Origin of the sequence: Bradyrhizobium sp. NAS96.2, from assembly GCF_001908235.1 — a bacterium.
In the GTDB taxonomy this organism is placed as follows: domain Bacteria; phylum Pseudomonadota; class Alphaproteobacteria; order Rhizobiales; family Xanthobacteraceae; genus Bradyrhizobium.
Window position 1 is genome coordinate 1 of sequence record NZ_LGHK01000197.1, and the last position, 24,845, is coordinate 24,845.

The 24,845-nt window shown below is 63.6% G+C and carries 26 protein-coding genes; 8 read left to right on the forward strand and 18 right to left on the reverse strand.

Going from position 1 to position 24,845, the window contains the following annotated elements; genetic code table 11:
* Nucleotides 1-503 (forward strand): hypothetical protein (locus AC628_RS44435; protein WP_168193509.1); only part of this gene is annotated, 503 nt, incomplete at its 5' end.
* 55 nt (nucleotides 504-558) lie between these two features.
* On the opposite strand, the gene AC628_RS33545 is transcribed toward AC628_RS44435, so the two are convergent.
* On the reverse strand, nucleotides 559-2,007 hold the full coding sequence (locus tag AC628_RS33545; protein WP_074131012.1) for an undecaprenyl-phosphate glucose phosphotransferase: 1,449 nt from the start codon (nucleotides 2,005-2,007) through the stop codon (nucleotides 559-561).
* A gap of 95 nt (nucleotides 2,008-2,102) precedes the next feature.
* Between AC628_RS33545 and AC628_RS33550 the strand changes: the two genes are divergently transcribed.
* Nucleotides 2,103-2,408: a hypothetical protein gene (locus AC628_RS33550; protein WP_074131013.1), complete on the forward strand. Its 306-nt coding sequence runs from the start codon at nucleotides 2,103-2,105 to the stop codon at nucleotides 2,406-2,408.
* A gap of 17 nt (nucleotides 2,409-2,425) precedes the next feature.
* Here AC628_RS33550 and AC628_RS33555 read toward each other — a convergent pair whose 3' ends face one another.
* Nucleotides 2,426-2,800 (reverse strand): helix-turn-helix domain-containing protein, encoded by a 375-nt coding sequence (locus AC628_RS33555; RefSeq protein ID WP_074131014.1) that lies wholly within the window; start codon nucleotides 2,798-2,800, stop codon nucleotides 2,426-2,428.
* 666 nt (nucleotides 2,801-3,466) lie between these two features.
* On the opposite strand from AC628_RS33555, the gene AC628_RS33560 reads away from it, so the two are divergent.
* Complete coding sequence (locus tag AC628_RS33560) at nucleotides 3,467-3,655, forward strand: hypothetical protein (protein ID WP_050424306.1); 189 nt, start codon at nucleotides 3,467-3,469, stop codon at nucleotides 3,653-3,655.
* Nucleotides 3,656-3,841: 186 nt separating this feature from the next.
* Here the strand turns inward: AC628_RS33560 and AC628_RS33565 are convergent, their stop codons facing one another.
* The 7 genes from AC628_RS33565 to AC628_RS45895 all read right to left on the reverse strand — a co-directional run bounded on the left by AC628_RS33565 (nucleotide 3,842) and on the right by AC628_RS45895 (nucleotide 7,771).
* On the reverse strand, nucleotides 3,842-4,051 hold the full coding sequence (locus AC628_RS33565) for a hypothetical protein (protein ID WP_050424307.1): 210 nt from the start codon (nucleotides 4,049-4,051) through the stop codon (nucleotides 3,842-3,844).
* Between the two features lie 837 nt (nucleotides 4,052-4,888).
* Nucleotides 4,889-5,143, reverse strand: coding sequence for a hypothetical protein (locus AC628_RS33570; RefSeq protein ID WP_245321465.1), 255 nt, complete (start codon nucleotides 5,141-5,143; stop codon nucleotides 4,889-4,891).
* A 59-nt stretch (nucleotides 5,144-5,202) separates the two neighbouring features.
* The gene (locus AC628_RS33575; protein WP_502689806.1) at nucleotides 5,203-6,231 is read right to left on the reverse strand and encodes an NAD-dependent epimerase; all 1,029 of its coding nucleotides are present in this window, start codon (nucleotides 6,229-6,231) and stop codon (nucleotides 5,203-5,205) included.
* Between the two features lie 97 nt (nucleotides 6,232-6,328).
* A complete protein-coding gene (locus AC628_RS33580; protein WP_074131016.1) occupies nucleotides 6,329-6,745 on the reverse strand; it encodes a hypothetical protein in 417 nt (138 codons plus the stop codon).
* A gap of 55 nt (nucleotides 6,746-6,800) precedes the next feature.
* The gene (locus tag AC628_RS33585; RefSeq protein ID WP_074131017.1) at nucleotides 6,801-7,121 is read right to left on the reverse strand and encodes a hypothetical protein; all 321 of its coding nucleotides are present in this window, start codon (nucleotides 7,119-7,121) and stop codon (nucleotides 6,801-6,803) included.
* 161 nt (nucleotides 7,122-7,282) lie between these two features.
* On the reverse strand, nucleotides 7,283-7,480 hold the full coding sequence (locus AC628_RS43365; protein WP_143201940.1) for a hypothetical protein: 198 nt from the start codon (nucleotides 7,478-7,480) through the stop codon (nucleotides 7,283-7,285).
* A 162-nt stretch (nucleotides 7,481-7,642) separates the two neighbouring features.
* A complete protein-coding gene (locus tag AC628_RS45895; RefSeq protein ID WP_283806727.1) occupies nucleotides 7,643-7,771 on the reverse strand; it encodes a hypothetical protein in 129 nt (42 codons plus the stop codon).
* Between the two features lie 125 nt (nucleotides 7,772-7,896).
* Between AC628_RS45895 and AC628_RS43370 the strand changes: the two genes are divergently transcribed.
* On the forward strand, nucleotides 7,897-8,136 hold the full coding sequence (locus AC628_RS43370) for a hypothetical protein (RefSeq protein ID WP_143201941.1): 240 nt from the start codon (nucleotides 7,897-7,899) through the stop codon (nucleotides 8,134-8,136).
* A gap of 100 nt (nucleotides 8,137-8,236) precedes the next feature.
* Here AC628_RS43370 and AC628_RS44440 read toward each other — a convergent pair whose 3' ends face one another.
* The gene (locus AC628_RS44440) at nucleotides 8,237-8,389 is read right to left on the reverse strand and encodes a hypothetical protein (protein WP_168193510.1); all 153 of its coding nucleotides are present in this window, start codon (nucleotides 8,387-8,389) and stop codon (nucleotides 8,237-8,239) included.
* Nucleotides 8,390-8,643: 254 nt separating this feature from the next.
* Between AC628_RS44440 and ku the strand changes: the two genes are divergently transcribed.
* Entirely contained in the window at nucleotides 8,644-9,633 is a 990-nt protein-coding gene (gene ku, locus AC628_RS33590; protein ID WP_074131018.1) for a non-homologous end joining protein Ku, read from the forward strand.
* A gap of 325 nt (nucleotides 9,634-9,958) precedes the next feature.
* Here ku and AC628_RS33600 read toward each other — a convergent pair whose 3' ends face one another.
* Nucleotides 9,959-10,123, reverse strand: coding sequence for a Flp family type IVb pilin (locus tag AC628_RS33600; protein ID WP_050424338.1), 165 nt, complete (start codon nucleotides 10,121-10,123; stop codon nucleotides 9,959-9,961).
* 323 nt (nucleotides 10,124-10,446) lie between these two features.
* On the opposite strand from AC628_RS33600, the gene AC628_RS33605 reads away from it, so the two are divergent.
* Complete coding sequence (locus AC628_RS33605) at nucleotides 10,447-12,081, forward strand: thiamine pyrophosphate-requiring protein (RefSeq protein ID WP_074131038.1); 1,635 nt, start codon at nucleotides 10,447-10,449, stop codon at nucleotides 12,079-12,081.
* Between the two features lie 82 nt (nucleotides 12,082-12,163).
* Complete coding sequence (locus AC628_RS33610; protein WP_074131019.1) at nucleotides 12,164-13,378, forward strand: NAD(P)/FAD-dependent oxidoreductase; 1,215 nt, start codon at nucleotides 12,164-12,166, stop codon at nucleotides 13,376-13,378.
* 129 nt (nucleotides 13,379-13,507) lie between these two features.
* On the opposite strand, the gene AC628_RS33615 is transcribed toward AC628_RS33610, so the two are convergent.
* The 7 genes from AC628_RS33615 to AC628_RS33645 all read right to left on the reverse strand — a co-directional run bounded on the left by AC628_RS33615 (nucleotide 13,508) and on the right by AC628_RS33645 (nucleotide 22,270).
* A complete protein-coding gene (locus tag AC628_RS33615) occupies nucleotides 13,508-14,749 on the reverse strand; it encodes an ABC transporter substrate-binding protein (protein ID WP_074131039.1) in 1,242 nt (413 codons plus the stop codon).
* 41 nt (nucleotides 14,750-14,790) lie between these two features.
* A complete protein-coding gene (locus AC628_RS33620) occupies nucleotides 14,791-16,272 on the reverse strand; it encodes an ATP-binding cassette domain-containing protein (protein ID WP_074131020.1) in 1,482 nt (493 codons plus the stop codon).
* Complete coding sequence (locus tag AC628_RS33625) at nucleotides 16,272-17,198, reverse strand: branched-chain amino acid ABC transporter permease (RefSeq protein ID WP_050424319.1); 927 nt, start codon at nucleotides 17,196-17,198, stop codon at nucleotides 16,272-16,274. Before AC628_RS33625 ends, AC628_RS33620 begins: the two co-directional genes overlap by 1 nt.
* A 1-nt stretch (nucleotide 17,199) precedes the next feature.
* Nucleotides 17,200-18,075 (reverse strand): branched-chain amino acid ABC transporter permease, encoded by an 876-nt coding sequence (locus AC628_RS33630; RefSeq protein WP_050424320.1) that lies wholly within the window; start codon nucleotides 18,073-18,075, stop codon nucleotides 17,200-17,202.
* Between the two features lie 94 nt (nucleotides 18,076-18,169).
* Nucleotides 18,170-19,393 (reverse strand): ABC transporter substrate-binding protein, encoded by a 1,224-nt coding sequence (locus AC628_RS33635; protein WP_074131021.1) that lies wholly within the window; start codon nucleotides 19,391-19,393, stop codon nucleotides 18,170-18,172.
* 568 nt (nucleotides 19,394-19,961) lie between these two features.
* The gene (locus AC628_RS33640; RefSeq protein ID WP_074131022.1) at nucleotides 19,962-21,557 is read right to left on the reverse strand and encodes an MDR family MFS transporter; all 1,596 of its coding nucleotides are present in this window, start codon (nucleotides 21,555-21,557) and stop codon (nucleotides 19,962-19,964) included.
* Nucleotides 21,558-21,748: 191 nt separating this feature from the next.
* Nucleotides 21,749-22,270, reverse strand: coding sequence for a YcgN family cysteine cluster protein (locus AC628_RS33645; RefSeq protein ID WP_074131023.1), 522 nt, complete (start codon nucleotides 22,268-22,270; stop codon nucleotides 21,749-21,751).
* A gap of 288 nt (nucleotides 22,271-22,558) precedes the next feature.
* Between AC628_RS33645 and AC628_RS33650 the strand changes: the two genes are divergently transcribed.
* Nucleotides 22,559-24,844 (forward strand): transglycosylase domain-containing protein, encoded by a 2,286-nt coding sequence (locus AC628_RS33650; protein ID WP_074131024.1) that lies wholly within the window; start codon nucleotides 22,559-22,561, stop codon nucleotides 24,842-24,844.
* Nucleotide 24,845: the final 1 nt, after the last annotated feature.

The following is a 24,845-nucleotide window of genomic DNA, read 5'->3' on the forward strand; positions in this document are numbered from 1 at the left end:
TGGCGTTGTCGGCCTGGTGGCTCGCGGCCGACGCATTGCGCGGCAAGCCTGCGCTCGCAGCCGGCCTCGGCGTGGTCAGAAGCGAGCTGTGGCTGCGTGACGGCTGGAGCGAATTGCAGACCTCGCCCGAGACGGCCGAAGCCGCCTTCACGCGTGCGCTTCGGCTCTCGCCGATGGACGCCGGCGCCTGGTTCGGTCTCGCCTCGGCCACCGGGCGGTTCGATTGGCTGAACCCGACCGCATCGAAGGCGCTGAAAATGTCCTACTACACCGGCTTCAACCGCAGCGACCTGATTGCGCCGCGCCTGCTCCTGCTGGCGCAGGTCGATACCACGCGCGATGTGGAACTGGTCGATCTGCTGCAGCGGCAGATCCGCCTGATCCTGACCCGCGCGCCGGAGCTGAAGGGCGCGATCGGCCAGGCCTATCGCGTGGCGACCGACGCCAACCGGCGCATCATCGAGGCGCAATTCAAGGACGCCAACCAGAGCCTTCCGGAGTAAGGCGCGCCGGCACCCGGGTGGCCGCCGGATGCCAGGCCGTCACGACGTCCGGCCGTCAGACACCCTTGTGCCGCAGCACCGCGCCGACCGTGCGCAGCAGGATGCGCAGGTCGAGCACGAAGCTCCAGCTCTTGATGTAGATCAGGTCGTGCGCGACGCGCAGCTGCATGTCCTCGATCGCGGGCGTCGCCCCGCGCAATCCCTGCACCTGGGCGAGACCGGTGATGCCGGGCTTGACGTGCTGACGCTGCGCGTAGCTCGCGATCAGTTTCGAATATTTGTCGTCATGGGCCAGTGCGTGCGGCCGCGGCCCGACCAGCGACATGTCGCCGCGCAGCACGTTCACCAGCTGCGGCAGCTCGTCGATGCTGCGGCGGCGCAGCGTCGCGCCGATCCCGGTCAGCCGTGAATCGTTCGGACGAGCCTGCACGATGACATCGCCATCCTCGAGCACATGCATTGAGCGGAATTTGAGGATGGTGAATTGCTTGCCGTCGAATCCGTTGCGGCGCTGCCGAAACAGGACCGGCCCCTTGGAGTCGAGCTTGATCGCAATCGCGGTTCCGAGCAGGAGCGGCGCAAACAGCACCAGGAGGCCGCTCGACGCCACGATGTCGAACAGCCGCTTGCCCGCACGCTCAACCGAGGTGAGCGGCGAGCGCTGCATTTCCAGCGTCGGTATCGGGCCGCTCGCCACCATCCGCAGCGCGAGGAATCTCTCCGCGGTCCGATCCGGCAGCAGCCGCACCGGCAGCGGCGACGCCCGCAACTGATCGCAGACGAATTGAATGCGCGGCTCCTGCTGCCAAGGCATGGCCAAGACGATCTCGTCGGCGCCGCACTCCCGTGCCGCGCGAATGGCCGACGCGACGGCCGCGCGATCGCCTTCGTCGTCGGACTGGCCGGACAGCTGAATCCGCCGCACCTCGCTGAGGCCGAAATCGCGCAGCAGGTTCGATTGCCGCACCCGGGACAATTCGTCCGCCATCCCGACTACGACCGCGCGGCGGGTCGCCAGCATGCCGCGATCGATCGCACGTTGCAGCGGCGCCTGCAGCAGCATCCGTCCGGCCACCAGCCCGAGGCCACCGATCAGGCCGAATGAGATCACCGATCCGCGCGAGACGCCGGAGCCGACCTTCAGGAGGAAGATAATCAGGGTCATCAGCAGGACGACCAGCAGCCATCCGCCGAGCAGGCTGCTCCAGCGCCGGTCGAGGCCGGCCAGCACCTGCGCATTGTAGAGGCCCTGCGACTTCGCCACGAACATGTGAAGGATGGCGGCGAGGACCCCGATCCCTAGAAAACCCTCGAAGCTGTTGCTATAAACTGTGTGGTAGTAGAACAGATGATAGGCCGCGCCGCCGATGATGCTGGAGAGCACGACGATGATCATCTCGAAGGCGACGGCAAACGCTTCGAGCGAGGCAAACGCAAACGCAACCGAGAAGGCGCCGAAGTTAACCGGTACCTTCGCTAATCGAGCGTCCGAAAGGTCGGTCATCGGGAATTAACATTCGTGTTAACAATTCATATGTTTCATATCAGGCAGGTCGTGAGCTCGCAAGACCTGCCGGCAATATCAGGCAGAGAGCGTCCATGAGTTCAACGGCTGGCGAAACCGAGGCCGCGCTGGTGGCCCTCCTCCACTTGATCCGCCTGATGGGCGCCGAGCTCGTCGCAGGCCAGCACCGCGACGACGTCGAGGTACTGGTCAAGGCGGTCGAAACAAAGCTGCGATCGGCCCGTTTTCCGGGCGAAATGCCGAATCAGGACATCGTCAAAGGTCTGGATCTCGCCGAGGCGAGGCTGCGTCCGATCCTCGAGGAGCTGCGCGCACGATCAGAGAAGGCGCATCTGAGCGACCAGCTGCTGCTGGCGCCCAGGCCTTCACGTATCCATTAACAACGGATCAGCTTTGGTCAGCTCTGGACTTCACCACGGCGGGGTAAACCGCTCCCGCCGCCGGACCTGAGCGCAAGCTTCTCCTCGATCTTCATTTTCTCGAGCAGCAGATCGGTCACGATCCGGCGCAACCGTTCATTTTCCAGCCGCAATTCGTCAATACGGTTGTGAACGTGGGGGATCCCATCTCGATCATCGGTGCGAGCGGCGAGTTCGGTCACAGTACCATTCGCCTGGTGGCCGCGTGCGGCCTCCTGCTTGCGCCAGCGGTGAAATGTCATCACGCTAACGCCCAGCACCTTGCACGCTTGGGCTTGTGACTGCCCCCGCGCCATGAGTTCCTCGGCCTGTTTGACCTTGGAACTGATCTCGTCAGTTGAATGACGCCTCATTGGTCATCTCATTGCCCCCTAGATTAGCAATCATCGCATGGCCTATAAGCTATGTAAATGCAACAGGAAATTCAAATTGAGGATTTCCCGGGGGTCTTTCGGGAGCCTCGAACTTGCCGTCGGTAACGCTGCATTTTGCGAAGAAACGCCGAAGCCGCAAGGTATTTACCGAAATAAATGAGCAATATTCCCGCGCCCGACCGACCTCACAGGAAAAGTTATACGACTTTCTGTGTATGAGAATTTGATCTGGATAACTGGCGCACCGTTTGCATTCCGAATGAGAAGCAAATGAGAACATCCAATCGGTCCATCGACAGATTGTGAGTGCACCATGCCTCTCCGCGATAGTTGCGCTGCCGGCCGAGCGAGAGTTTCACAAAATTCTAACAAATTAATCCCGCGACCTTCGCGTCCGGTAGCTTGCGGGCGCGCTCGCGCAGCGGTAGTTACTAAGACGTTAGGCATCATGAGAGTTTCAACATATTTGAGGATTATTTTCACGAGACCTAACACTCATAGCTCGATCCGCGAATTATCAATTAAGCGCTTTGCCACCCGAGGCCATCAGGCGGAACCACGACCGCCGGATCATCTGCGAACTATTCTGTGCTGACGCTTGTCAGGGCCAGCCCCTGATCAACACTTTTTGCGAGGATCGACACTATGGCGCGTCTCAAGGTCTTCGAGGGGAAGCAATCCGCGTCGAGCGAGGCGACCGACGCCCTGGAACGGCTCGTCGCGGAGAATTCCGAGCTCCGGCATACCGCCGTCGAGCTGGTCCTGCAGACCTGGATCCTGCGCGAGCGCCTGTCCGATGTCGTGGCGCACAAACCGGTGCGGCAAGAGCACTGACCCAGACACGAACCTCAACGCAGACGTGTCGCGGACGCCGACAGGCGGCCCGCAGCGCAATCGGCCGCCAATCCACACCTCAATCTTAAATTGAGCTATCCGCGAGCATGGGCAAGCCGACACCCTCGCCGGGCCGGCGCGGAAGTGGTGGTGGCAATTGCGCGGTGAGAAATTCGCGGACGAACGTCAGCGATGAACCCGGCGCAGCGCAGCGCGCGGGGTGGCCTGCTCACGCGATACACCGAACGAGCGCGACGCAACCGGGCGCTCGTGAATTTCACGCAGCTCAGCGATATCCAACATCAGCGCAACGACCTCGTTGCGCAGCGATTGGTTGGTCGCGAGCAACGCCTCTTCGATCGGCTGATGCAAATGTTGGATCTTGTGCTGCTTCATGGCGTGCCCTCGCTCTGCGGTTAAGGGTATGAGCGATGTGATTGAAGTTTCGATGACAGAGTTGGATCGCGCACATGGAAGGCGGTTAATGGGGCAGGTTTGCGACCAACGTTACACTGACCGAAATTTTTCCAATTTGGTTCCACAACCTGATCGCGAAAGGTTTAATCGATGGCCGTATTGTGTCGCTGCGATGGGATGTCGACGGCGGCGATGCGACACGCGGCCAAACAGCGCAGCTGACGCCGACCGCGGGGCGCGACCAAGAGCATGAAATCATTTGACGATCATTGAACGCAGCAATCGCGGGTGAAGCCGGCGGAACATCTGCGGGCTATCACAATGTCGCCGCGTCAAAGGCCGGTGGCTTCAAGCGATGTTCCAGCCTCGAACCAGATATTCCACCAACGACGACATGCACACACTAAATCTGCTGCGCTCAACCAATCGGATTCGCGCAGCGCATATCAGGTTGAACCGAGCGGCATAGATGCAGCGACTGACGCCGCCATCTGCGCCGATCGCAAAATGTTTCGAACCGTTACCGACATCGAGGCGCCGCGGACATCGGCGCTCTGATCGGCCCTGACGATGAGATGGAAAGATTCAACGCTTCACGCTCGATCGCGCAAGAGATTCGCCTCGACCTCGGCCAAACACGACAATGCTATTCTAATTCAAAGTGGATGACGCCGACGCGTTTAGGCTTCAGTGGAAGGAGCAAACCGCTTCGCGCTTCTCTCGCATGCGCTCGGCACGATCATCGCAGCGAACAGCCGGTCGTGCCATCAATCGCCATAAGCATCGCTAATTGGCGACGCGCGTCGTGATCCCGCGCTATTTCGATTTGGGAGACGTGTCGTCGTCCATTTTGCCACCATTGGTGACGCACTTGTTGAAATAGTCGCGCTGATCCTTCGCGCCGCCCCTCGCGCTGCCGGAAGCGGGATTGCCGGGCTGTCGCGGCGGAAATGCCCGCGCGACCAGAGCATCGCAGGCGCGTGCGACCTGGACGTCGATCGCGTGCGCCGGAGCGATCGCGCCTGACACGATCATGGCTGAAGCAACGGCAAAACCACTGATAACTCTCATCGCCACACTCCGTTCCACGCCGCGCAAGTTTTTCTCGAGCCTGGATCTAGAGGAGCGCATTATTTCCGGTCGACGTCGTGATAAGCCCGATACCAGTCGACAAATCTGGCAATGCCGTCCTCGATCCGCGTCTGCGGCCGGAAGCCGATGTCGCGCTCCAGATCGGAGACATCGGCCGATGTCTCAAGGACATCCCCTGGTTGCATCGGCAGCAACTGCTTTTCGGCCTGGCGGCCGAAGCCCTGCTCGAGCAGCGCCACCACATGCATCAGTTCTTCGGGCCTGCTGTTACCGATATTGTAGACGCGCCACGGCGCCTTGCTCGACCCCGGATCGGGATGCGCTCCCGACCAGTTGGCGTCGCCCGCGGGCGCGCGGCCGATCAGCCGCACCATCGCCTCGACCACGTCATCGACATAAGTGAAGTCGCGCCGCATGTTGCCGTTGTTGAACAGCTGGATCGGCTTCCCCTTGGTGATCGCGTCCGCGAACGCGTAGAGCGCCATGTCGGGCCGATACCAGGTCCCGTATACGGTGAAGAACCGCAGCCCCGTCGTCGGGATGCGATAGAGGTGGCTATAGGAATGGGCGAGCAGCTCGTTGGCCTTCTTCGTCGCCGCATACAGGCTGACCGGATGATCGACATTGTCGTGGATCGAGAACGGCAGCTTGGTATTGGCGCCGTAGACCGACGACGAGGACGCAAACAGCAGATGCTTGCACGCCGTGTGCCGGCAGCCCTCGAGGATGTTGAGGAAGCCCTCCAGGTTGGAATCCACATAGGCATGCGGGTTCTGCAGCGAGTAGCGCACGCCGGCCTGGGCCGCGAGATGCACCACGGCCTCGAAGCGATAGCGCTCGAACAGCGCCTTCATCCCGGCGCGGTCGGCAAGATCGAGCTCGAGGAAGGTGAAACCCCGGTGCTGCTTGAGCAGATCGAGCCGCGCGCGCTTGAGCGCCGGGTCGTAATACTGGTTCAGGTTGTCGATGCCGATGACCGGCTGCCCTGCCCGCAGCAAATGCTCCGCCAGGTGAAAGCCGATGAAGCCGGCGCAGCCCGTGACGAGTAGATTGCCTGCGATCACCACGTTCCGCCTGTGCCTTTCGCCTTGCGCCGGACCAGGCCGCACGCGCCGTCAGGCGCGGGCCGCAGCTTCTGCCTTCGCGTTCCGGCCGCGGGGTGCGTCAGATGCTGGCGGCCGCAGGTTTGTAGTCCGGAAAGCGGCTCAGTACCGCGGCCTTCATGAACTTGAAGTGCGCAATCTCGGTCGCCAGTTCCTTCAGCCGACGCTGGCCGTTGGATATCTCGGCGTCAAACAGGTCTTGATGATAATTGTCAAGCGCCTCGCGTTCCAGATATTCGTCGGTGCCGTTGCCCAGCGTTACCGCGGCGCGGGCCAGAACATCGTCGACGCGGCGGCCAAGGCCGGATTGCTCGCTTTCGGCCGCCTGCAACGCGGCCTCGATCGCGGCCATGATCGATCCGATCCGGGCGCGATCGGTCTCGGCATCGCGCTCGGCCGAGCGTGCCTTGAAACCTTCCTCGCTGCGCCGCGACCGGACCAGGTCATGCGCGCGAGCCCGCAAAAACAGCTGAAACATCTGTCAGTATCCGGTTCGGGCCACTCAGGCAGTATCGCTCAAAAATCGCCCGGTCTTAGTTAAAAAAGGGTGAATCGCGCTCTTGCCCGGCCCTCAGGTCGGCCTTCCACTTGATCCAGGCCTTGTCGTGCTTGTGATAGAGCTCGAGCCACCGTCCCTCGACGGCCGACGGCACCGGCTCGGCGCCCAAAGCTTCCCGGTCCAAGGCTTCCCGGTCCAAGGCTTCCCGGTCCCGGCCTTCCCCCTCCAGCACCGGCAGGGAGGTGTCCAATCCCTCGAACTCCGACGTCTCTTCAAGCGTGAGACCGACCAGCACGCGCCGGCCACTGACGTCGACGACATACCGCCTCGGCGAATGCCCCCTGAGATCACTCATGCTGTGCAAGTTCCCTCGCGATCCGCGCAGGCCGACGACAAGACCAGACCGGCACGCGAACCCAGCCTGGCTGCCGCAACGAAGACAAGATGACCGATTGCATATCGCCCGCCAACCCCAACCCACCACACTGTCGCGCTACCTCTGTGGAGCTAGCCCCGCTAGAACGCGCGGCGCATGTGGCCGAAAGTGGAGACCGGCTGTTCCCGCCTCGACGATCGCGCGGCCGGCGGCGCCACATAGGGCGCATAGATCCGATATTGCGCGCGGCGCTTGTGCGACCGCCACGAGCGCGCGGCGAAGCCGGAGAGGAAGCCGGCGACGAACACCGCGGCAAGAATGAGAACAGGAGAAAGCATAACAATCGTCCACGTTAGCCCCGATGTTATTAACATTCGAAGTTGTGACGACATCATGATTGGGCGCGCCGAAAGAATGTTCAGCCGCTGGAATTTTTGTGCAATCAAACGGCGCAACAATGGTCAGGCGCCAACACCGGTTGTTCTCGAGAGATCAACGTCTCAGGAGAACCACCACAGCATGAACTTCAGGAACAGCGAGCTGAGGAGATAGATCCATCCCGCCATCGCCAGCACCGTCAGCCCGACGAAGACACCTGAAACGCTTTTCTCCTTGAAGCGCGCCAGCAACGAGTTTTTTTTCTTCTTGCGGATAGAACATCTCAAGCTCAAGACGCATCTGATTCAAATCAGCTAGCAGCCAATTTCGATGATCTCGTGACGCGTCACCGCAGCGCGCATCACAGATCTCCCCAGTGCAAAATCTCGTGAAGGCGTGGGCCTTCGCTCAAAAAATCCTGACTCAAATTTTCCTTCTGCGCGAGATGGTCACGCATGATTTGACTCCGGCGATTGCAGCCGCCCGCGCGCCGGAATTTCCGCCCACATGTTGCGATCTGCGGCGCGGATGCGCGTCGCGCGTCAAGACGGTCGCGCAGCTCGACCGGTGCCATGCATCCGCATGCCCGAGCGGCCCGCACCGGAGGCGCGCGTGATCGGCCGCACGCACCGCCACACGCGCATGGCACCCTGCTCCAACAGCATCTCAATTTAACAATGAAGACCTCGCACGCCGGAGACGATGGTCGGCAGCACCTACACCCGGAAGAAGGCAAACCAGATGACGCCGAGGATCAGTACGGCGAGCCCGGTCGAGGCGGTGAGCAGCGCGAGAACCGAAGGCCCGGGCTCGGCCTGGCGCGCCTCGGTCGGGGTTTCGATGATCTGACCATGTCGTTCCCTGGCCATCGCGACCTCTTTGCTTAAGTGCCTGTAATTCCGGCGATTGCCGCTCCCCTTCGAAAGGCCAACGCGGGATCCGGAGCGATGTTCCGAACCGCTTGGCGGCGGTCCGGCAGCCGTTGCGGCCATCGCGTCAAACCGGCGCAGGCTGAAGCCACGGTTAACGCCGTTGCCAGATTCACGGGGCCGTGTTGTTTCAAACTGGGGTTCCCGGTGTTATCCTTGACCGTTCCGTCGGTCGCGTAATCGGAGTTTTCCCTATGGCCCCTCGCGCCAACTGGAAGGGCTTTTTGCGCCTTTCGCTCGTGACTTGCCCGGTTGCCCTGTATCCGGCGACGTCGGATACCGAGAAGGTCTCGTTCAACCAGATCAATCGCAAGACCGGCCACCGCATCAAATACGCCAAGGTCGACGCGGAGACCGGCGAGGAAGTCTCAACCGACGACATCATGAAGGGCTACAAGGTCGACACCGACACCTATATCGAGGTCACCAAGGAAGAGCTCGACGACATCGCGCTGGATTCGACCCGCACCATCGAGATCGACGAATTCGTGCCGCGCAGCGAGATCGACAGCCGCTATCTGATCCGCCCCTATTACCTCGTTCCCGACGGCAAGGTCGGCCACGACGCCTTCGCGGTGATCCGCGAGACCATCCGCAGCATGAACAAGGTCGCGATCGGTCGCGTGGTGCTGACCAACCGCGAGCACATCATCGCGCTCGAGCCGCTCGACAACGGGCTGATGGGCACGCTGTTGCGCTACCCGTATGAGGTGCGCAGCGAGAAGGAATATTTCGACGACATCCAGGACGTGAAAATCACCAAGGACATGCTCGATCTCGCCAAGCACATCGTCGAGCAGAAGTCCGCCGAGTTCGATCCGGAGGAGTTCGAGGACCGCTACGAGCAGGCGCTGATCGACCTGATCAACCAGAAGCGCAACGGCATCAAGATCGCCAAGCCCGCGGCGAAGGCCAGCGGCAACGTCATCAACCTGATGGACGCGCTGAAGAAGAGCCTCGCCAACGAGAAGCAGGCCGCTCCCGCCAAAGCCGAAGCCAAGGCCGAAGCAAAGGCCGCGAAGGGCAAGAAGCCGAAGAAGCGCATTGAGGGCCAGCGCGAGATGCTGCTGCCGATCTCGGGCAGCGGCAAGCGCGAGCCCAAGGAAGCCATCAAGCCCGAGCCGAAGAAGGCCGAGAAGGCAACGCGGACGCAGGGCACTGCGGCGCGGAAGAAGGCCGGTTGACCGGCGCAAACGCGGCGGTTGCAGACGACCCGAGCCACCGCGCCTGAGGTGCCTTGGTTCTAGTTGGTTCTAGACGTCCTGGTCGGCGCCGTTTTGACGAACCGATCGCGCCGCATCGCGGCGGCACGCTGGTTACGCTGCACCGCCGACTACATCATGAAGCTATCGGAAGACGCCCAGCAGGACGCGCGCTGGTAGGTTGCGGTCGAGCATTAGAACAAAGTGTCGGCTGGCTGATGTTCGCGCGCATCGCGATGCTGCGCGCGTTGAACGGAGACCGCGAAGGGCGGCTGAACAGGAAAGTGCGAAGCGTTTCCGGCGGCGCTTACTTGAATGCCGCACCGACGGCGCTGAACTGGCCGCTCACGCTGGTGCCGATGCCTTTGACGCCGGCGACGATCACGATGCTGATGCCGCCGGCAATGATGGCGTATTCGATCGCCGTAGCGCCGACATCGTCACGCAGAAATCTTGCAAGCAACGCGCGCATGAAACGCTCCTGTCCGACGCCCGCGGCTTTTTCTCCCGCGCCGTAGTAATATTCCAGCAAAACTAGGCCACATTGGTTGACGGCCCATTGAGGGACAGGATGAACGATCGCTTAAGGGTTGCAGAGAAAATCCATGCTAGTTTTGCCTACATCCTGACCTCGCCCGGCGAGGCGGCCAGCCGCGATTGGGCGTAAACGCATATCAGGACTACCTGATCCGGCCCGCAGCTCGGCTTTACCGGCCAGCGGAATCCTGTTCCTTTATCGGACAGGACGACAACGAGGCCGGAGCGAACCGGCCGCATCCGAAGGGAGTGACCGTCATGAAGCTCGGCACCGCGATCGCGGAAATCATGAAGCGCGAGGGGATCGAGATCCTCACGGGCTACCCGGTCAACCATTTGATCGAATACGCCGCCGCCGCCGACATCCGCCCCGTGATGGTGCGCCAGGAGCGCATCGGCGTGCACATGGCGGATGCGATCTCCCGCGTCACCTCGGGCGAAAAGATCGGCGCGTTCTGCATGCAGCACGGCCCGGGCGCCGAGAACGCGATGGGCGGCGTCGCGCAATGCTACGGCGAATCCGTGCCCGTGCTGGTGCTGCCGATGGGCTATCCACGCCGGCTCGCCAACATCGATCCGAACTTCAATTCCAGCCAGGCGATGAAGGCGTTTTCCAAATCCTCGGAGCCGATCAATCTCGCCCCGGAGGTCTGTAACATTTTCCGCCGCGCGTTTACCAAGCTGAAGAACGGCCGCGGCGGGCCTGTGATCGTCGAGATTCCCGCCGACATGTGGAACGAGGAGGTGCCGGAGCCGCTGAACTATACGCCGGTGCTGCGCACCCGCTACGGCGCCGATCCCGTTCACATCAAGGAAGCCGCCGCCCTGCTCGTCAACGCCAAGCGCCCGGTGATCTATGCCGGCCAGGGCGTGCATTACGCAAAAGCCTGGCCGCAGCTGAAGCGCCTCGCCGAACGGCTCGCGATCCCCGTCACGTCAAGCCTCGGCGGCAAGTCGTCATTCCCGGAGACGCATCCGTTGTCGCTCGGCTCCGGCGGCCTTGCGGTGCCACGCGCGGTGCCGAAATTTCTCGGCGAAGCCGACGTGATCTTCGGCATCGGCTGCTCCTTCACCGAAACCTCGTTCGGCATCGCGATGCCGAAGGGTAAGACCTTCATCCACTCGACGCTCGATCCGAACCACATCAACAAGGATGTCGAGGCCAAGGTCGGGCTGGTCGGTGACGCCGGCCTCGTGCTCGACGCGCTGCTGGAGGAAATCGGCAAGACCGTCACGGCGGACCGCAATGCGAGCGCGGTCGCCGAGGAGATCGCCGCGTCCCACAAGGAATGGCTCGCCAAATGGATGCCGAAGCTGACGCACAACGACGCGCCGCTCAATCCCTACCGCGTGCTGTGGGACCTGCAGCACACCGTCGACATCCACAACACCATCATCACCCACGACGCCGGCAGCCCGCGCGACCAGCTGTCGCCGTTCTGGAAGTCGGTCGAGCCGCTGTCCTATATCGGCTGGGGCAAGACCACGCAGCTCGGCTATGGTCTCGGCCTTGCGATGGGCGCCAAGCTGGCAAGGCCGGACAAGCTCTGCATCAATGTCTGGGGTGACGCTGCGATCGGCTTCACGGGCATGGATTTCGAGACCGCGGTGCGCGAGCGGATTCCGATCATGTCGATCCTGCTCAACAATTTCTCGATGGCGATCGAATTGAAGGTGATGCCGATCTCGACCGAGAAGTATCGTTCGACCGACATCTCCGGCGATTACGCCGCGATGGCGCGCGCCTTTGGCGGCTACGGCGAGCGGGTGACCAAGCCCGAAGACATCATCCCCGCGATCAAGCGCGGCATCCAGAAGACCAAAGAGGGCGTGCCGGTGCTGCTGGAATTCATCACCAGCAAGGAGACCGAGGTGTCGCGGCCGGGAACGTGACGGCACCTCACACGCCCTCACCCACTTGATTTGACCGCGGCTGCGCAGGCAAGCTCCCGCCGGCCAAAGGTCGGAGGGAGAGATGGCGCGCATCCTGGTGCTGGGGGCCGGCTTTGCCGGGCTGTGGGCCGCGCTTGGTGCGGCCCGCAAGCGCGACGAGATCGGCGCGCTGGCGGCTGACACCGAGATTCTCGTCGTCGATCGCAACGCCTATCACAACATCCGGGTGCGCAATTACGAGGTCGACCTCGGCGACGTCGCGCTGCCGCTCGACGAACTGGTCGATCCGGTCGGCGTCAGGCACAGGGTCGCCGAGGTCGCGGCGATCGATCCGGCGAAGCGCGAGGTCGTGGTCAAGACGGGCCCCGGTGCGGAGACGTTGACTTATGACCGGCTGGTGCTGACGATCGGCAGCGAGCTGGTGCGCCCCGCCATATCAGGACTTGCCGCGCATGGCTTCGACGTCGACACCTATCAGGCGGCGATGCGGCTCGACGCGCATCTGGCGGCGCTCGGCAAGCAGCCGCCGTCGCCGGCACGTTCGACGGTTGCGGTCGTCGGCGCCGGCTTCACCGGAATCGAGGTCGCAGCCGAGATGCCGGCCAAGCTCGCGGGCGCCGGCATCTCTGGCGATCATCGCGTCATCCTGATCGATCCCAATCCGGTGGTCGGTGCGACGTTTGGCGCGCATGGCCGTCCCGTCATCAACGAGGCACTGGCCGCGCTCGGCGTCGAGACACGACTGAACGTCAGGGTCAGCGCCGTCGGCACCGACAGCATCACGTTAAGCTCGGGGGAGATCATTCCGACGGCGACCGTGGTGTGGTGCGCCGGGATGCGCGCCAGCCCGCTCGCCGCAACGCTTCCGGCCGAGCGCGACAAGCTCGGCCGCCTCGCGGTGGACCATTTCATGCGCGTCGAAGGTCTTCCGGGCGTGTTCGCCGCCGGCGACGTCGCCGCCTGCCTGATCGACGGCGAACATCCGACCGTGATGTCGTGCCAGTTCGCGCGGCCGATGGGCCGCTTTGCGGGGCACAATGTGGTGGCGGACCTGTTCGGCGAAGAGCTGCTGCCGCTCAATATCGATTGGTATGTGACGGTGCTCGATCTCGGCGCGTGGGGCGCGCTCTACACCACCGGCTGGGACCGCGAGGTGCACACCACAGGCGCCGCGGCCAAGCTCACCAAGCAGACCATCAACCGGCAGCGCATCTATCCGCCGCGCAACGGCGATCGCGCTGCGCTGCTCGCGGCCGCCGCGCCGACGATCCAGGCGGCGCCGCCGACGCGGAAATAGCAGAAGGGGGCGGCTTTCCTCTCCGTCATTGCGAGCGAAGCGAAGCAATCCACCCCTCCGCCCACGCGGATAGATGGATTGCTTCGTCGCTTCGCTCCTCGCAATGACGATGCTGGTTTGAGCTTTGCTCTACTGCGACAGCTTCACGAAATCGGGAAACTTCAGCTTCCCTTCCGCGATCGCCTTCGGCCAGACCGTGATCTGCTTGCCGTTCTGCCACTGGAACACGAGGCCGGTGACGGCGCCCGGACCGGATTTGATGCCGTGGGTGAACTCGTCGTTCTTGCCGTAGAACTGGATCTTGCCGATCGTGCCGTCGAAGTCGGTCTTCTCGAGCTCGGTGACCATCTTGTCCGGATCGGTCGAGCCGGCGCGCTGGATCGCCTCCGCGATGATGTAGACCTCGTCATAGGCAGTGTAGCCGGTATAGGCCGGCGGGGTGCCGAACTTGGCCTTGAAAGCGGCCGCGAACGGTTTTGTCTTTGGCGTCACCGCAACATCGGGGGTCGCCACCGCGAGCGAGGGCACGCCTTCAGCGGCGCCGTTGGTATCGCCCCAGAACGTCGGGCTCAGCGCCTGCGCGCTGATGCCGAACATCGGGATCGGCACCTGCTGGTTCTTCCACTGCACGGTCGGCTGCACGCCGACATGGGAGATGCCGGTGACGATCACGTCGGGCTTGGCGGCTTCCATCTTGTTGAAGATCGGCGTGAAGTCGGTGGTGTCGGGCGAGAAGCGGATGTGCTCGACGACCTTCAGGCCGGCCTTCGGCAGGCAGGCCTCGTAGCCGACATCAAGCGGCTTGGTCCACGCCGCGTCCTCGCTCATGATCGCTACCGACTTGAACTTGAGCTGGTCGACCAAAAGCTCCTTGGCGGCGTCGCAGACCAGCTGCGCTTGCGCGGCCGAGGTCAGGTAGCCATGGAAGGTGTACTTGTTCTTCTCATAGTCGTTGTGGATCGCCTTGGTGATCTCGTTCGAGGCGGCGCCGGGCGTGATCAGCGGCATCTTCAGCCGCGAGGCCCACGGCTCAAGCGCCAGCACGACCTCACTGATGTAGCTCGCGATCACGGCCGACACCTTGTCCTCGCTCACCGCGCGCTGGAACGCACGCACCGAGTCTGCCGACGAGCTCTTGTTGTCGTAGGTGACGATCTCGATCTTGCGGCCCATCACGCCGCCCTTGGCGTTGATCTCGTCGGCCGCGATCTGCGCACCGCCCGGGGTTGCGGCACCCGCGATCGACTGCACCTCGGCGATGACGCCGATCTTGATCGGATCCTTGGACTGCGCATAGGCCGGTGCGGCGAGGCACAGCGCAAGCGCAGTCGCCAGCAGGCTCCCGCGGATGGCGGTTGAAGATCCTGACATGATCATCTCCCTTTGCTTTGTTATTTTTCAATCGTCGAACGTCAGAGAAAGTCCTTGCCGGCCTCCGCGGCGAACCGGCCCGGGTCGCCCTCCCAGACGATCCGCGCGTGCTCCAGCACATAGACGCGGTCGGCATGCGGAAGCGCGAAGGTCACGTTCTGCTCGCCGAGCAGCACCGTGATCTTGGTGGTCTGGCGCAGTCTCTCCAGCGCCTTCGACAGCAGTTCGAGGATGACTGGCGCAAGGCCAAGCGTCGGCTCGTCCAGGATCAGGATCTGCGGCTGCATCATCAATGCACGCCCGATCGCCAGCATCTGCTGCTCGCCGCCGGACAGCGTCTGCGCCATCTGGCCTTGCCGCTCCTTCAGGATCGGGAACAGCTCGAACAGCCAGGCGAGCTGCTTGGCCCGCGCCGCATCGTCGAGATGCTGGCCGCCGAGGTCGAGATTCTCCCGCACCGTCATCTCGCCGAACAGTTCGCGCGATTCCGGGCATTGTACGAGGCCCGAGCGGGCGATCTTCGCAGGCCCGGTGCCGCGCAACTTCTCGCCGCCGCGCAGGATCTCGCCGGTATAGGGCAGGAAGCCCGAGATGGTGTTGAACAGCGTGGTCTTGCCGGCGCCGTTGAGGCCGACGACGGAGACGAACTCGCCCTCATGGACATGGATCGAGACGTTCTCCAGCGCCTGCGCCTTGCCGTAATGCACGCTGACATTCTCGACCTGCAGCAGCGGCACCTTGTCCTTGAACGAGGTCTCGGGGCGCGCATGGGTCTCGATCGCACCGCCGAGATAGACCCGCCGCACGGTCTCGTTCTTCATCACGTCCTCGGCGCGGCCGGTCGTGATCTCCTCGCCGAGATACATCGCAAGCACGCGGTCGACCAGCGCCGCGACGCTCTTGACGTTGTGGTCGACCAGCATCACCGCGCGCCCCTCGTCGCGGAAGCTGCGGATCAACTGCGAGAACACGCCGACCTCGGCGCTGGTCAGGCCGGCGAACGGCTCGTCGACCAGCACGACCTTCGGGTCGCGCGCGATCGCCTTCGCCAGCTCAAGCCGGCGCAGATCGGCGAATGGCAGCGTCGGCGGGCGGCGGTCCATCACCGCCCCGAGGCCGACGCGCTCGGCGATCCACTTGGCGCGCTCGGTCAGCGCCTTGTCGGGAAACAGCATGAACAGGCTGTCGGGCAGCAGCGCGACCATGATGTTTTCCAGCACGGTCTGCCGGTTCAGCGGCCGCGAGTGCTGGAACACCATACCAAAGCCCTTGCGCGCGATCTTGTGCGCCGGCAGGCCCGCAACATTCTCGCCCTCGAACAGCACCTCGCCTGCGGTCGGGCGCTCGATGCCCATCACGCTCTTCATCGCGGTCGATTTGCCCGAGCCGTTCGGCCCGATCAGGCCGAGGATCTCGCCGGGGCGCAGCTCGAAGTTCAGATTCTTCACCGCGGTCAGGCCGCCAAACCGCTTGGTCAGGCCGCGAACCGCGAGCGTCGGAGTTTTTGTCACAGTCTGGTCCATCAGGAACGCGCCTCGCGTGACAGGGCCGCTCCGAGGAAACCGCCGGGGAAGAACAGAACGACAAGCAGCGCCACCGCCGAGACGATGAAGGTCGCAAGCTCGCCGGTCGGGCGCAGGAACTCGCCGGCCACGATCAGGAAGATCGCCCCTAACGCCGCCCCCAGCACGGTGCGCCGACCGCCGAGCACCGCGGACACGATCACGTTCACGCCGACCGCGACGTCGACCACGGTACCGACCGAGGCGGTACCGAAGTAGAACACCAAGAGTGCGCCCGACAGGCCCGAGAAGAAGGCGCTGACGATGAAGGCCGCGAGCTTGTGCTTGACGATATTGAAGCCGAGCGCGCCGGCCTGCACCGGATCCTGCCCGCTCGCCTGCAGCACGAGCCCAACAGGCGATTGCGACAGGCCATACAGGATGGCCGCGCTGATGGTCATGAAGCCGAGCGCGATCCAGTAATTGGCGCCGGCATTGATGGTGATGACGTCGGGGATCGTCAGGCCGATCTCGCCGCCGGTCAGGTCGGCAAACACCACGACGAAGTTCTGCAACATCAGCACCGCGACCAGCGTGGTGAGGCCGAAATACGGTCCCCTCACCCGCAGCGCCGGCAGCGCCAGTACGAAGCCCGCGACGACAGACGCCAGCGCGCCGAGCAGGATGCAGACATAGACCGACCAGCCGAACTGGTTGTTGAGGATGCCGGCGGTGTAGGCGCCGGTGCCGATCAGGAAGGTCGGCCCGAAATTGACCTCGCCGGCGAAGCCGAACAGCAGGTCCCAGGCCATCGCGAACACGCCGAAATAGAATGCGACCGTGAGCAGCCCGAGGATGTAGCCCGAGACGTAAAGTGGCAGCGTCGCGGCAACCACCACGCAAACCAGCGAAATGAAGAACAGGCGCGACGTGAAGAAATTGGCCATCTCAGCGCCTCCCGAGCAGGCCTTGAGGCCGGATATACATCACGAAGACAAGCAGCAGCAGCGCCGGAATGGTGCGGTAGGCCGGCGAGATCATGTAGGCGGTAATGGTCTCCAGATAGCCGACGACGAAGGCTGCGATCAGCGAGCCCGAGACGCTGCCGAGGCCGCCGAGCACCACGATCGAGAACGCGCTCGCCGTCAGCGGCCCGACGCTGTAGGAGCTGACACCGAGGAACATGCCGAGCAGCACGCCGGCGATGCCGGCCAGGATGCCGTAGATGCCCCACACCACGATGTAGATCTGGGTGAGCTCGAGCCCGAGCAACGTGACGCCGCGCGGGTTCATCGAAGCCGCCAGCACCGCCTTGCCGGTCCTGGTGCGGTTCACCAAGAGCCACAGCAGGCCGATCACGAGGCAGCACACCAGCGCGGTGAAGATATTGTTGCGCGGCGTGCGGTTGCCGAAGATATCGACGACGCCTTCGACGATCGGCAGCACGGTCTTGGCGTTGTTGGTGAAGAAATACGCGATCAGCTCCTGGATCATGATGCCCCACAGCAGGGTGCCGGTGAGGACGAAGATTTCCTTCTCCTCGTTGGGGATCCGCGTCGAATTCTGGATCGGCTTCACGACCGCGAAATAGGTCGCGAACGACACGATCAGCGCCACGCCGACACCGAACAGCGCACCTGTGTAGATGTCGAGATGCAGCACGCTGGCCGCGGCCCAGGCCGCGACCGCTGCGGCCACCATGATGGCACCGTGGGAGAGGTTGAGAACGCCGGAGACACCGAAGATCAGGGTGAAGCCGGTCGCGCCGAGCGCATAGAGCGCGCTGATGGCGAAGCCATCGATCAGGATTTGTAAGGCAAGCATCTCATATCGGCCGCGGCAGCAGGGCTGCCTGTTGTGGAGGATGCGGAACTGAATAGGGATGCTCCCGGGAGCGGCCCGGGAGCATGATCATCAGTCAGTTCGTGGTGAGCTTGATGAAGCTCGGGAACTTGAGGTCGCTCTTGGCGACCTCCTTAGGCCAGACCGCGACCTGCTTGCCGCCCTGCCACTGCAGCATCAGTCCGGTGATCAGGCCCTTGCCGTACTTGATCGAATGGGTGAAGGGATCGTCCTTGCCGTAGAACTGGACGCGCCCGATGGTGCCTTCCCAATCGGTCTTCTCCAGCGCATCGACCATCTTGTCGGCCTCGACCGAGCCGGCGCGCTTCACCGCATCCGCGATGTAGTAGACCTCGTCATAGGCGGTGTAGCCCGCATACGACGGATAGTTGCCGTAGCGCTTCTTGAAGCCTTCCGCGAACGGCACCGACTTCGGCGTTACTGCGACGTTCGGGCCCGACACGCCCTGATACAGCACGCCTTCCGCCGCGTCGTTGGTGTCTTTGCCGAAGGTCTCGTTGGTGGCCTGCGAGGAGATGCCGAACATCGGGATCGGCACCTGCTGGTTCTTCCACTGCACCGTCGGCTGCACGCCGACATGCGAGATGCCGGTGATGATCACGTCGGGCTTCGAGCCTTCAACCTTGTTGAAGATCGGCGTGAAGTCGGTGGTGTCGGGCGAGAAGCGGATATGGTCGACGACCTTGAGCCCGATCTTCGGCAGGCACTCCTCGTAGCCGACGTCGAGCGGCTTGGTCCAGGCCGCGTCCTCGCTCATAATGACCGCGGTCTTCATGTGCTTCTGATCGACCAGGAGCTCCTTGGCGGCGTCGCAGACCGACAGCGCCAGCGCCGCCGAGGTCAGATAGCCGTGGAAGGTGTACTTGTTCTTCTCGTAATCGGCGTGGACGCTCTTGCTGATCTCGTTGGAGGCAGCTCCAGGCGTGACGAACGGCGTCTTCAGGCGCGAAGCCCACGGCTCGAGCGCCAGCACCACCTCGCTGATGTAGCTCGAGATGACGACGTTGACCTTGTCCTCGTTGACCGCGCGCTGGAACGCGCGCACCGAATCCGCCGAGGATGAGTGATTGTCGTAGGAGACGATTTCGATCTTGCGGCCGTCGATGCCGCCCTTGGCGTTGATCTCGTCGGCGGCCAGCTGCGCCGCCTGCGGGATCGAGGCACCGGCAATCGCCTGCGCTTCGGCAATCACGCCGATCTTGAGGGTGTCGGCGGCCTGCGCCCCGCCGGGCGCGAGCGCGACAAGGCCCAAGGCGGCTGCTCCGGCGAATTGCTGCATCGCATGAAATGGCAGTCGCGATGTTCTTGTCACTCTGTTTCTCTCCTCTTGTTGTTTTTCGGCTGCTTCGAGCTCTTGGGGCCGGACTATAGCCGCGACAAAATGCGCAGCAAGTGAAACTGCACGCAGATCGCCATGCGCGGACGGCAACTAAAGTAGTGGGTCGGCGCTGGCAGGCTGAATAAATTTGAGGCAGCGCGGAATAAGAGCGCGGGGCGCCAATCTCTCCTCACGTCATTCCAGGGTGCGCAATTCCGAAGCTGTGTCCTCATCCTCAGCTGTCATCGCCCGGCTCGACCGGGCGATCCAGTACGCCGCGGCTTATCAATTCAACAACGACTGTCTCTGGAATACTGGATCACCGCTTTCGCGGGTGATGACATCACGTGGTTTGAGACTTTGAATCGAGAACCAATCCTCATCGTCGTCCCGGCGAAAGCCGGGACCCATAACCACCGATGCGAATTGCTAAGCGCTATTGGAACGACGAGTCCCACCGACAGCATCCGCCGCGGCGTATGGGTCCCGGCGTTCGCCGGGACGACAGCGGTGAGCGTGGCGACCCGCCCTACTCCGCCATCTCAGCCGGCGGGCGCGCGGCGGGACCGGCGAGCGGGCGCTCTTCCATCGTGATCATGCAGATCGAGGCGGTGGTCAGCAGCACGGCGGCGGCGCCGAACACGTAGCGGAACGCATGGATCATGTCGGCCATCGGAATCGCACTCACCGTGCTGGCCGCCGCGGCATGATGTTCCCCGGCGAGCGAGATGTCGGTCCCGAGCGTCATCAACAGGATCGTGGTGAAGGCGGCGACCGTGAAGGACGCCATCATGGCGCGGAAGAAGTTCATCGCGCCGGTCACGGTGCCGACCTGCGGCCGCGCCACGGCGTTCTGCAGCGACACCACGCTGATCGGGAACGTGGTGCCGAGGCCGAGCGCGAACACGCTCATCAGCGTCAGCAAGCCCCACAGCGGCAGCGTCGTCACGGCCATTCCGACCGCACAGATCGCGGCCACCGAAGTGCCGACGATCGCGACACGCTTGTAGTGCTTCGCCTTCGCCATGGTCCGACCGGCGATCGCCGCACCGAAGGTCGAGATCGCCGCGAGCGGGATCAGCGCAAGGCCGGCCTCGCTGGCGGTGAGGTGATAGACCACCTCGTAATAGAGCGGCAGATGCACGGTGAGCCCGACCATGGCGCCGAGCGCGCAGCCGCCCGCGCCCATCGCGAACGGCACCACCGAGCCGCCGAGCAGCGACAGCGGCAGGAACGGCTCGTCGGCGCGGCGCGCGTGCCAGACGAAGGCGCCGGCGAGCGCGATCGAGGCGCCGATCATCGCGATGATGGTCGGCGACAACCAGGACAGACGGGTGCCGCCCCAGGTCAAGACCAGCATCAGCACGACGGCCGAGGCCATCAGCAGCACGCCGCCGAGCCAGTCGACCTTGCGCTTGCGGTGGAACACCGGGATCTTGCTCATCTTCGGCAGCAGCAGCGCCAGCGCGGCGGCTGCGAGCGGCAGGTTGATCCAGAAGATCATCGACCAGTGCAGATGCTCGGCGAACACGCCGCCGACCACCGGCCCGAGAATGCCGCCGGCCATCCAGACGCTGGAGAAATAGGCCTGGTAGCGACCGCGCTCGCGCGGGGTCACCACATCGGAGATCACGGTCTGGACCACCGGCATGATGCCGCCGCCGCCGAGCCCCTGCAGGCCGCGGGCAATGATCAGCATCGTCATGCTGGGCGCGATCGCGCACAGCACCGAGCCGACCACGAACAGGCTGAGCGAGGTGATGATCATGACGCGACGGCCATAGATGTCGCTCAGCGTGCCGAACACCGGCGCCACCGCGGTGGAGGCGAGTAGATAGGCCGTGATCACCCAGGACAAATTGGTGACGTCGTGAAACTGGCGCCCGATCGTCGGCAGCGCGGTCGCGACGATGGTCTGGTCGAGTGCGGCCAGGAACATCGTCAGCATCAGGCTGATCACGATGGTACGGACTTCATCCGGATTGAGCGGTGCCGGCGGCGCCAGCGGCGGCGCATCGCTGAGTTCGATCACCTCGCTTGGGAGATGAGACAGCTCTTCGGCAATGTCGTCGGGCAATGTGGATTGGTCGGCAGGAAACGGGCTCTGCCGTTCATACTTGTTCATTTGGGGCGTAATGCTGCTGCGCGGGCGCGTCCCGCGATGGAATCATTCTCTGCTTCGGAATTTATGCAGCAATTGCCTGCTGAGGCAGCCACCCCAGCGCATGGGTGCATCCCGCCGCGATGTTCTCGCGATGACGTGATCGCGAAAGCGCCGGCATCAGCTCCGGCACGTCCCCGTTACGGCTCGGAAATCTACTTGGAGGCCTTCGGGCGCTTCTTCAATTGGGCCCGTTTCGGCAGCAAGGCCGGCCAGCGCACGATGTGATCCTCGAGATCGGCGTCGTTGACATCGATCTCGGTGCCCTCCACCCGGCCGCGCACCGAGACCCCGGCTTCGTGAACGGTGTTGGGATCGCCCGAGATCAGGGGATGCCACCAATAGAGGTCGCGCCCCTCGGCCACGAGGCGGTAGCCGCAGCTCGGCGGCAGCCAGTTCAGGGTGCGGACGTTTTCGGGCGTGAGGCGGACGCAATCCGGAACCTGCTCGGAGCGGTTCGAATAGTCCTTGCAGGCGCACAGGCCGGCATCGAGCAGCTTGCAGGAGATATGGGTGAAGTAGATCTTCCCGGTGTCCTCGTCCTCGAGCTTCTCCAGGCAGCAGCGTGCGCAGCCGTCACACAGGCTTTCCCATTCGGCGTTGGACATCTCCTCCAACGTCTTGGTTTTCCAGAAGAATCCCTCCTGGCCCGACTGGCGCTTGGGCGGTGCGGTCATGCTATCCCTAAAATGGCGGTGCTGCTCTTCTTGGGACGCCGGCACGGCTGGCGCAAGGGGGTGGTATTGCGGGGTCGAAAAAGCCGGTGGGCAGCGTTACGGCTTTCATTAAATTCGCAAGCCGCGCCATTGGTTTATGGCAGCCGCTCGGATAGAACGTGGAACGAGTCCCCAACGACGCAAAAGCGCCTTGGGATTGCCGCAACATCGAAGCAAGACGCTGGCCTGTGTCCGTTTCGGGCGCCCGCAGCGCTGTCGAACTGATCAAGGGTCCGGTCCTTTCAGATCATGCCGTCGCATTGGAAACAGAAGGTCCGGAACTTCTTCCTGGACCTCGATGCGCGTATCGACTCGACGCTGTTCTCGTCGGGCAAGGGCCTGCGCGAGCTCTACGAGCGCTATTCCACCTTCATGGACCGCTTCTACGTCGGCCGCTGGAAGCGCTGGGTGTTCATCGAGCCGCTGTCGGAAGCCGCGACCATCGGGCTCGGCGGCATGATCCTGATGCTGACGCTCGCGATCCCGGCTTTCCGCGAGACCGCCGACGAGGACTGGCTGAAGAAGTCCGACCTCGCGGTGACCTTCCTCGACCGCTACGGCAACCCGATCGGCAGCCGCGGCATCAAGCATAATGACTCGATCCCGCTGGAAGACTTTCCGGACAATCTGATCAAGGCGACGCTCGCGACCGAAGACCGCCGCTTCTATGACCATTTCGGCATCGACGTGCCGGGCCTCGCCCGCGCGCTCGTGACCAACGCGCAGGCCGGCGGCGTCCGCCAGGGCGGTTCGTCGATCACCCAGCAGCTCGCCAAGAACCTGTTCCTGAACAACGAGCGCACCATCGAGCGCAAGGTGAAGGAAGCCTTCCTCGCGATCTGGCTCGAGACGCGCCTCACCAAGAACGAGATCCTCAAGCTCTATCTCGACCGCGCCTATATGGGCGGCGGCACCTTCGGCGTCGACGGCGCGGCGCATTTCTACTTCAACAAGTCGGTGCGCGACGTGAACCTCGCGGAAGCCGCGATGCTCGCCGGCCTGTTCAAGGCGCCGACCAAATACGCCCCGCACATCAACCTGCCCGCGGCACGCGCCCGCGCCAACGTCGTGCTCGACAATTTGGTGGATGCCGGCTTCATGACCGAGGGCCAGGTGTTCGGTGCCCGCCGCAATCCGGCGGTCGCGGTCGACCGGCGCGACGAGAACTCGCCGAACTACTATCTCGACTACGCCTTCGACGAGATGCGCAAGCTGGTCGACACCTTCCCGAAATCCTACACCGAGCGCGTCTTCGTGGTCCGTACCGCGATCGACATGAACGTGCAGAAGGCGGCCGAGGAAGCGATCGAGAACCAGCTCCGCCAGTTCGGCCGCGACTATCACGCGACGCAGGCCGCGACCGTGGTGTCCGATCTCGACGGCGGCATCCGCGCCATGGTCGGCGGCCGCGACTACGGTGCCAGCCAATTCAACCGCGCCACCGACGCCTACCGGCAGCCGGGCTCGTCGTTCAAGCCTTACGTCTACACCACGGCGCTGCTGAACGGCTTCACGCCGAACTCGAAGGTCGTCGACGGCCCGGTCTGCATCGGCAATTGGTGCCCGCAGAACTATGGCCACTCCTATTCGGGTCAGGTCACGCTGACCCAGGCCATCACACGTTCGATCAACGTGGTGCCGGTCAAGCTGTCGATCATGCTGGGCGGCAAGGAAGGCCCGAAGGCCGGCCGCGCCAAGATCGTCGAGGTGGCGCGCCGCTTCGGTCTCAAGGCGCCGCTGCCCGATACGCCGTCGCTGCCGATCGGCTCCGACGAAGTCACGGTGCTCGAGCACGCGGTGGCCTATGCGACCTTCCCGAACCGCGGCAAGGCGGTGACACCGCATTCGGTGCTCGAGGTGCGCACCGGCGCCGGCGATCTGGTGTGGCGCTGGGACCGCGACGGGCCGAAACCGCGGCAGGCCATTCCGCCGAATATCGCCGCCGACATGGCCGGCATGATGAGCCACGTGGTCAGCGAAGGCACCGCGCGCCGCGCCGCGCTCGACGGCATTCCGACCGCGGGCAAAACCGGCACCACCAATGCCTATCGTGACGCCTGGTTCGTCGGCTACACCGGCAACTTCACCTGCGCGGTGTGGTACGGCAATGACGATTATTCGCCGACCAACCGCATGACCGGCGGCTCGCTGCCGGCGCAGACCTGGCACGACATCATGGTTGCCGCGCATCAGGGCGTGGAAGTGCGTGAGCTCAATGGCGTCGGCATGGGCCAGAAGCTGCCGCCGCAGCCGGCGCAGGCCAATGCCCAGGCCAACGCTGCGCCGCGCGTGCTGGAAACCAAGCCGGGTCCGCCGCCGGTGCTGACCAAGCGCGGCGCGGATATCCTGGTACGCGTCGAGAAGCTGCTCGACGACGCTGCCAGGACCGCTGAAAAGACCACCGGCAAGACCACGCTCAACGAGCCCGCGAAGACCGGCAAGGCAGAGTCCTCGAGCGCGCTGGCGTTCCCCGAAAACTACGTTGCCGCGGCCGGGCCGGACGGCGCGACGGCACCTGCGCCACGCAAGAACTGAC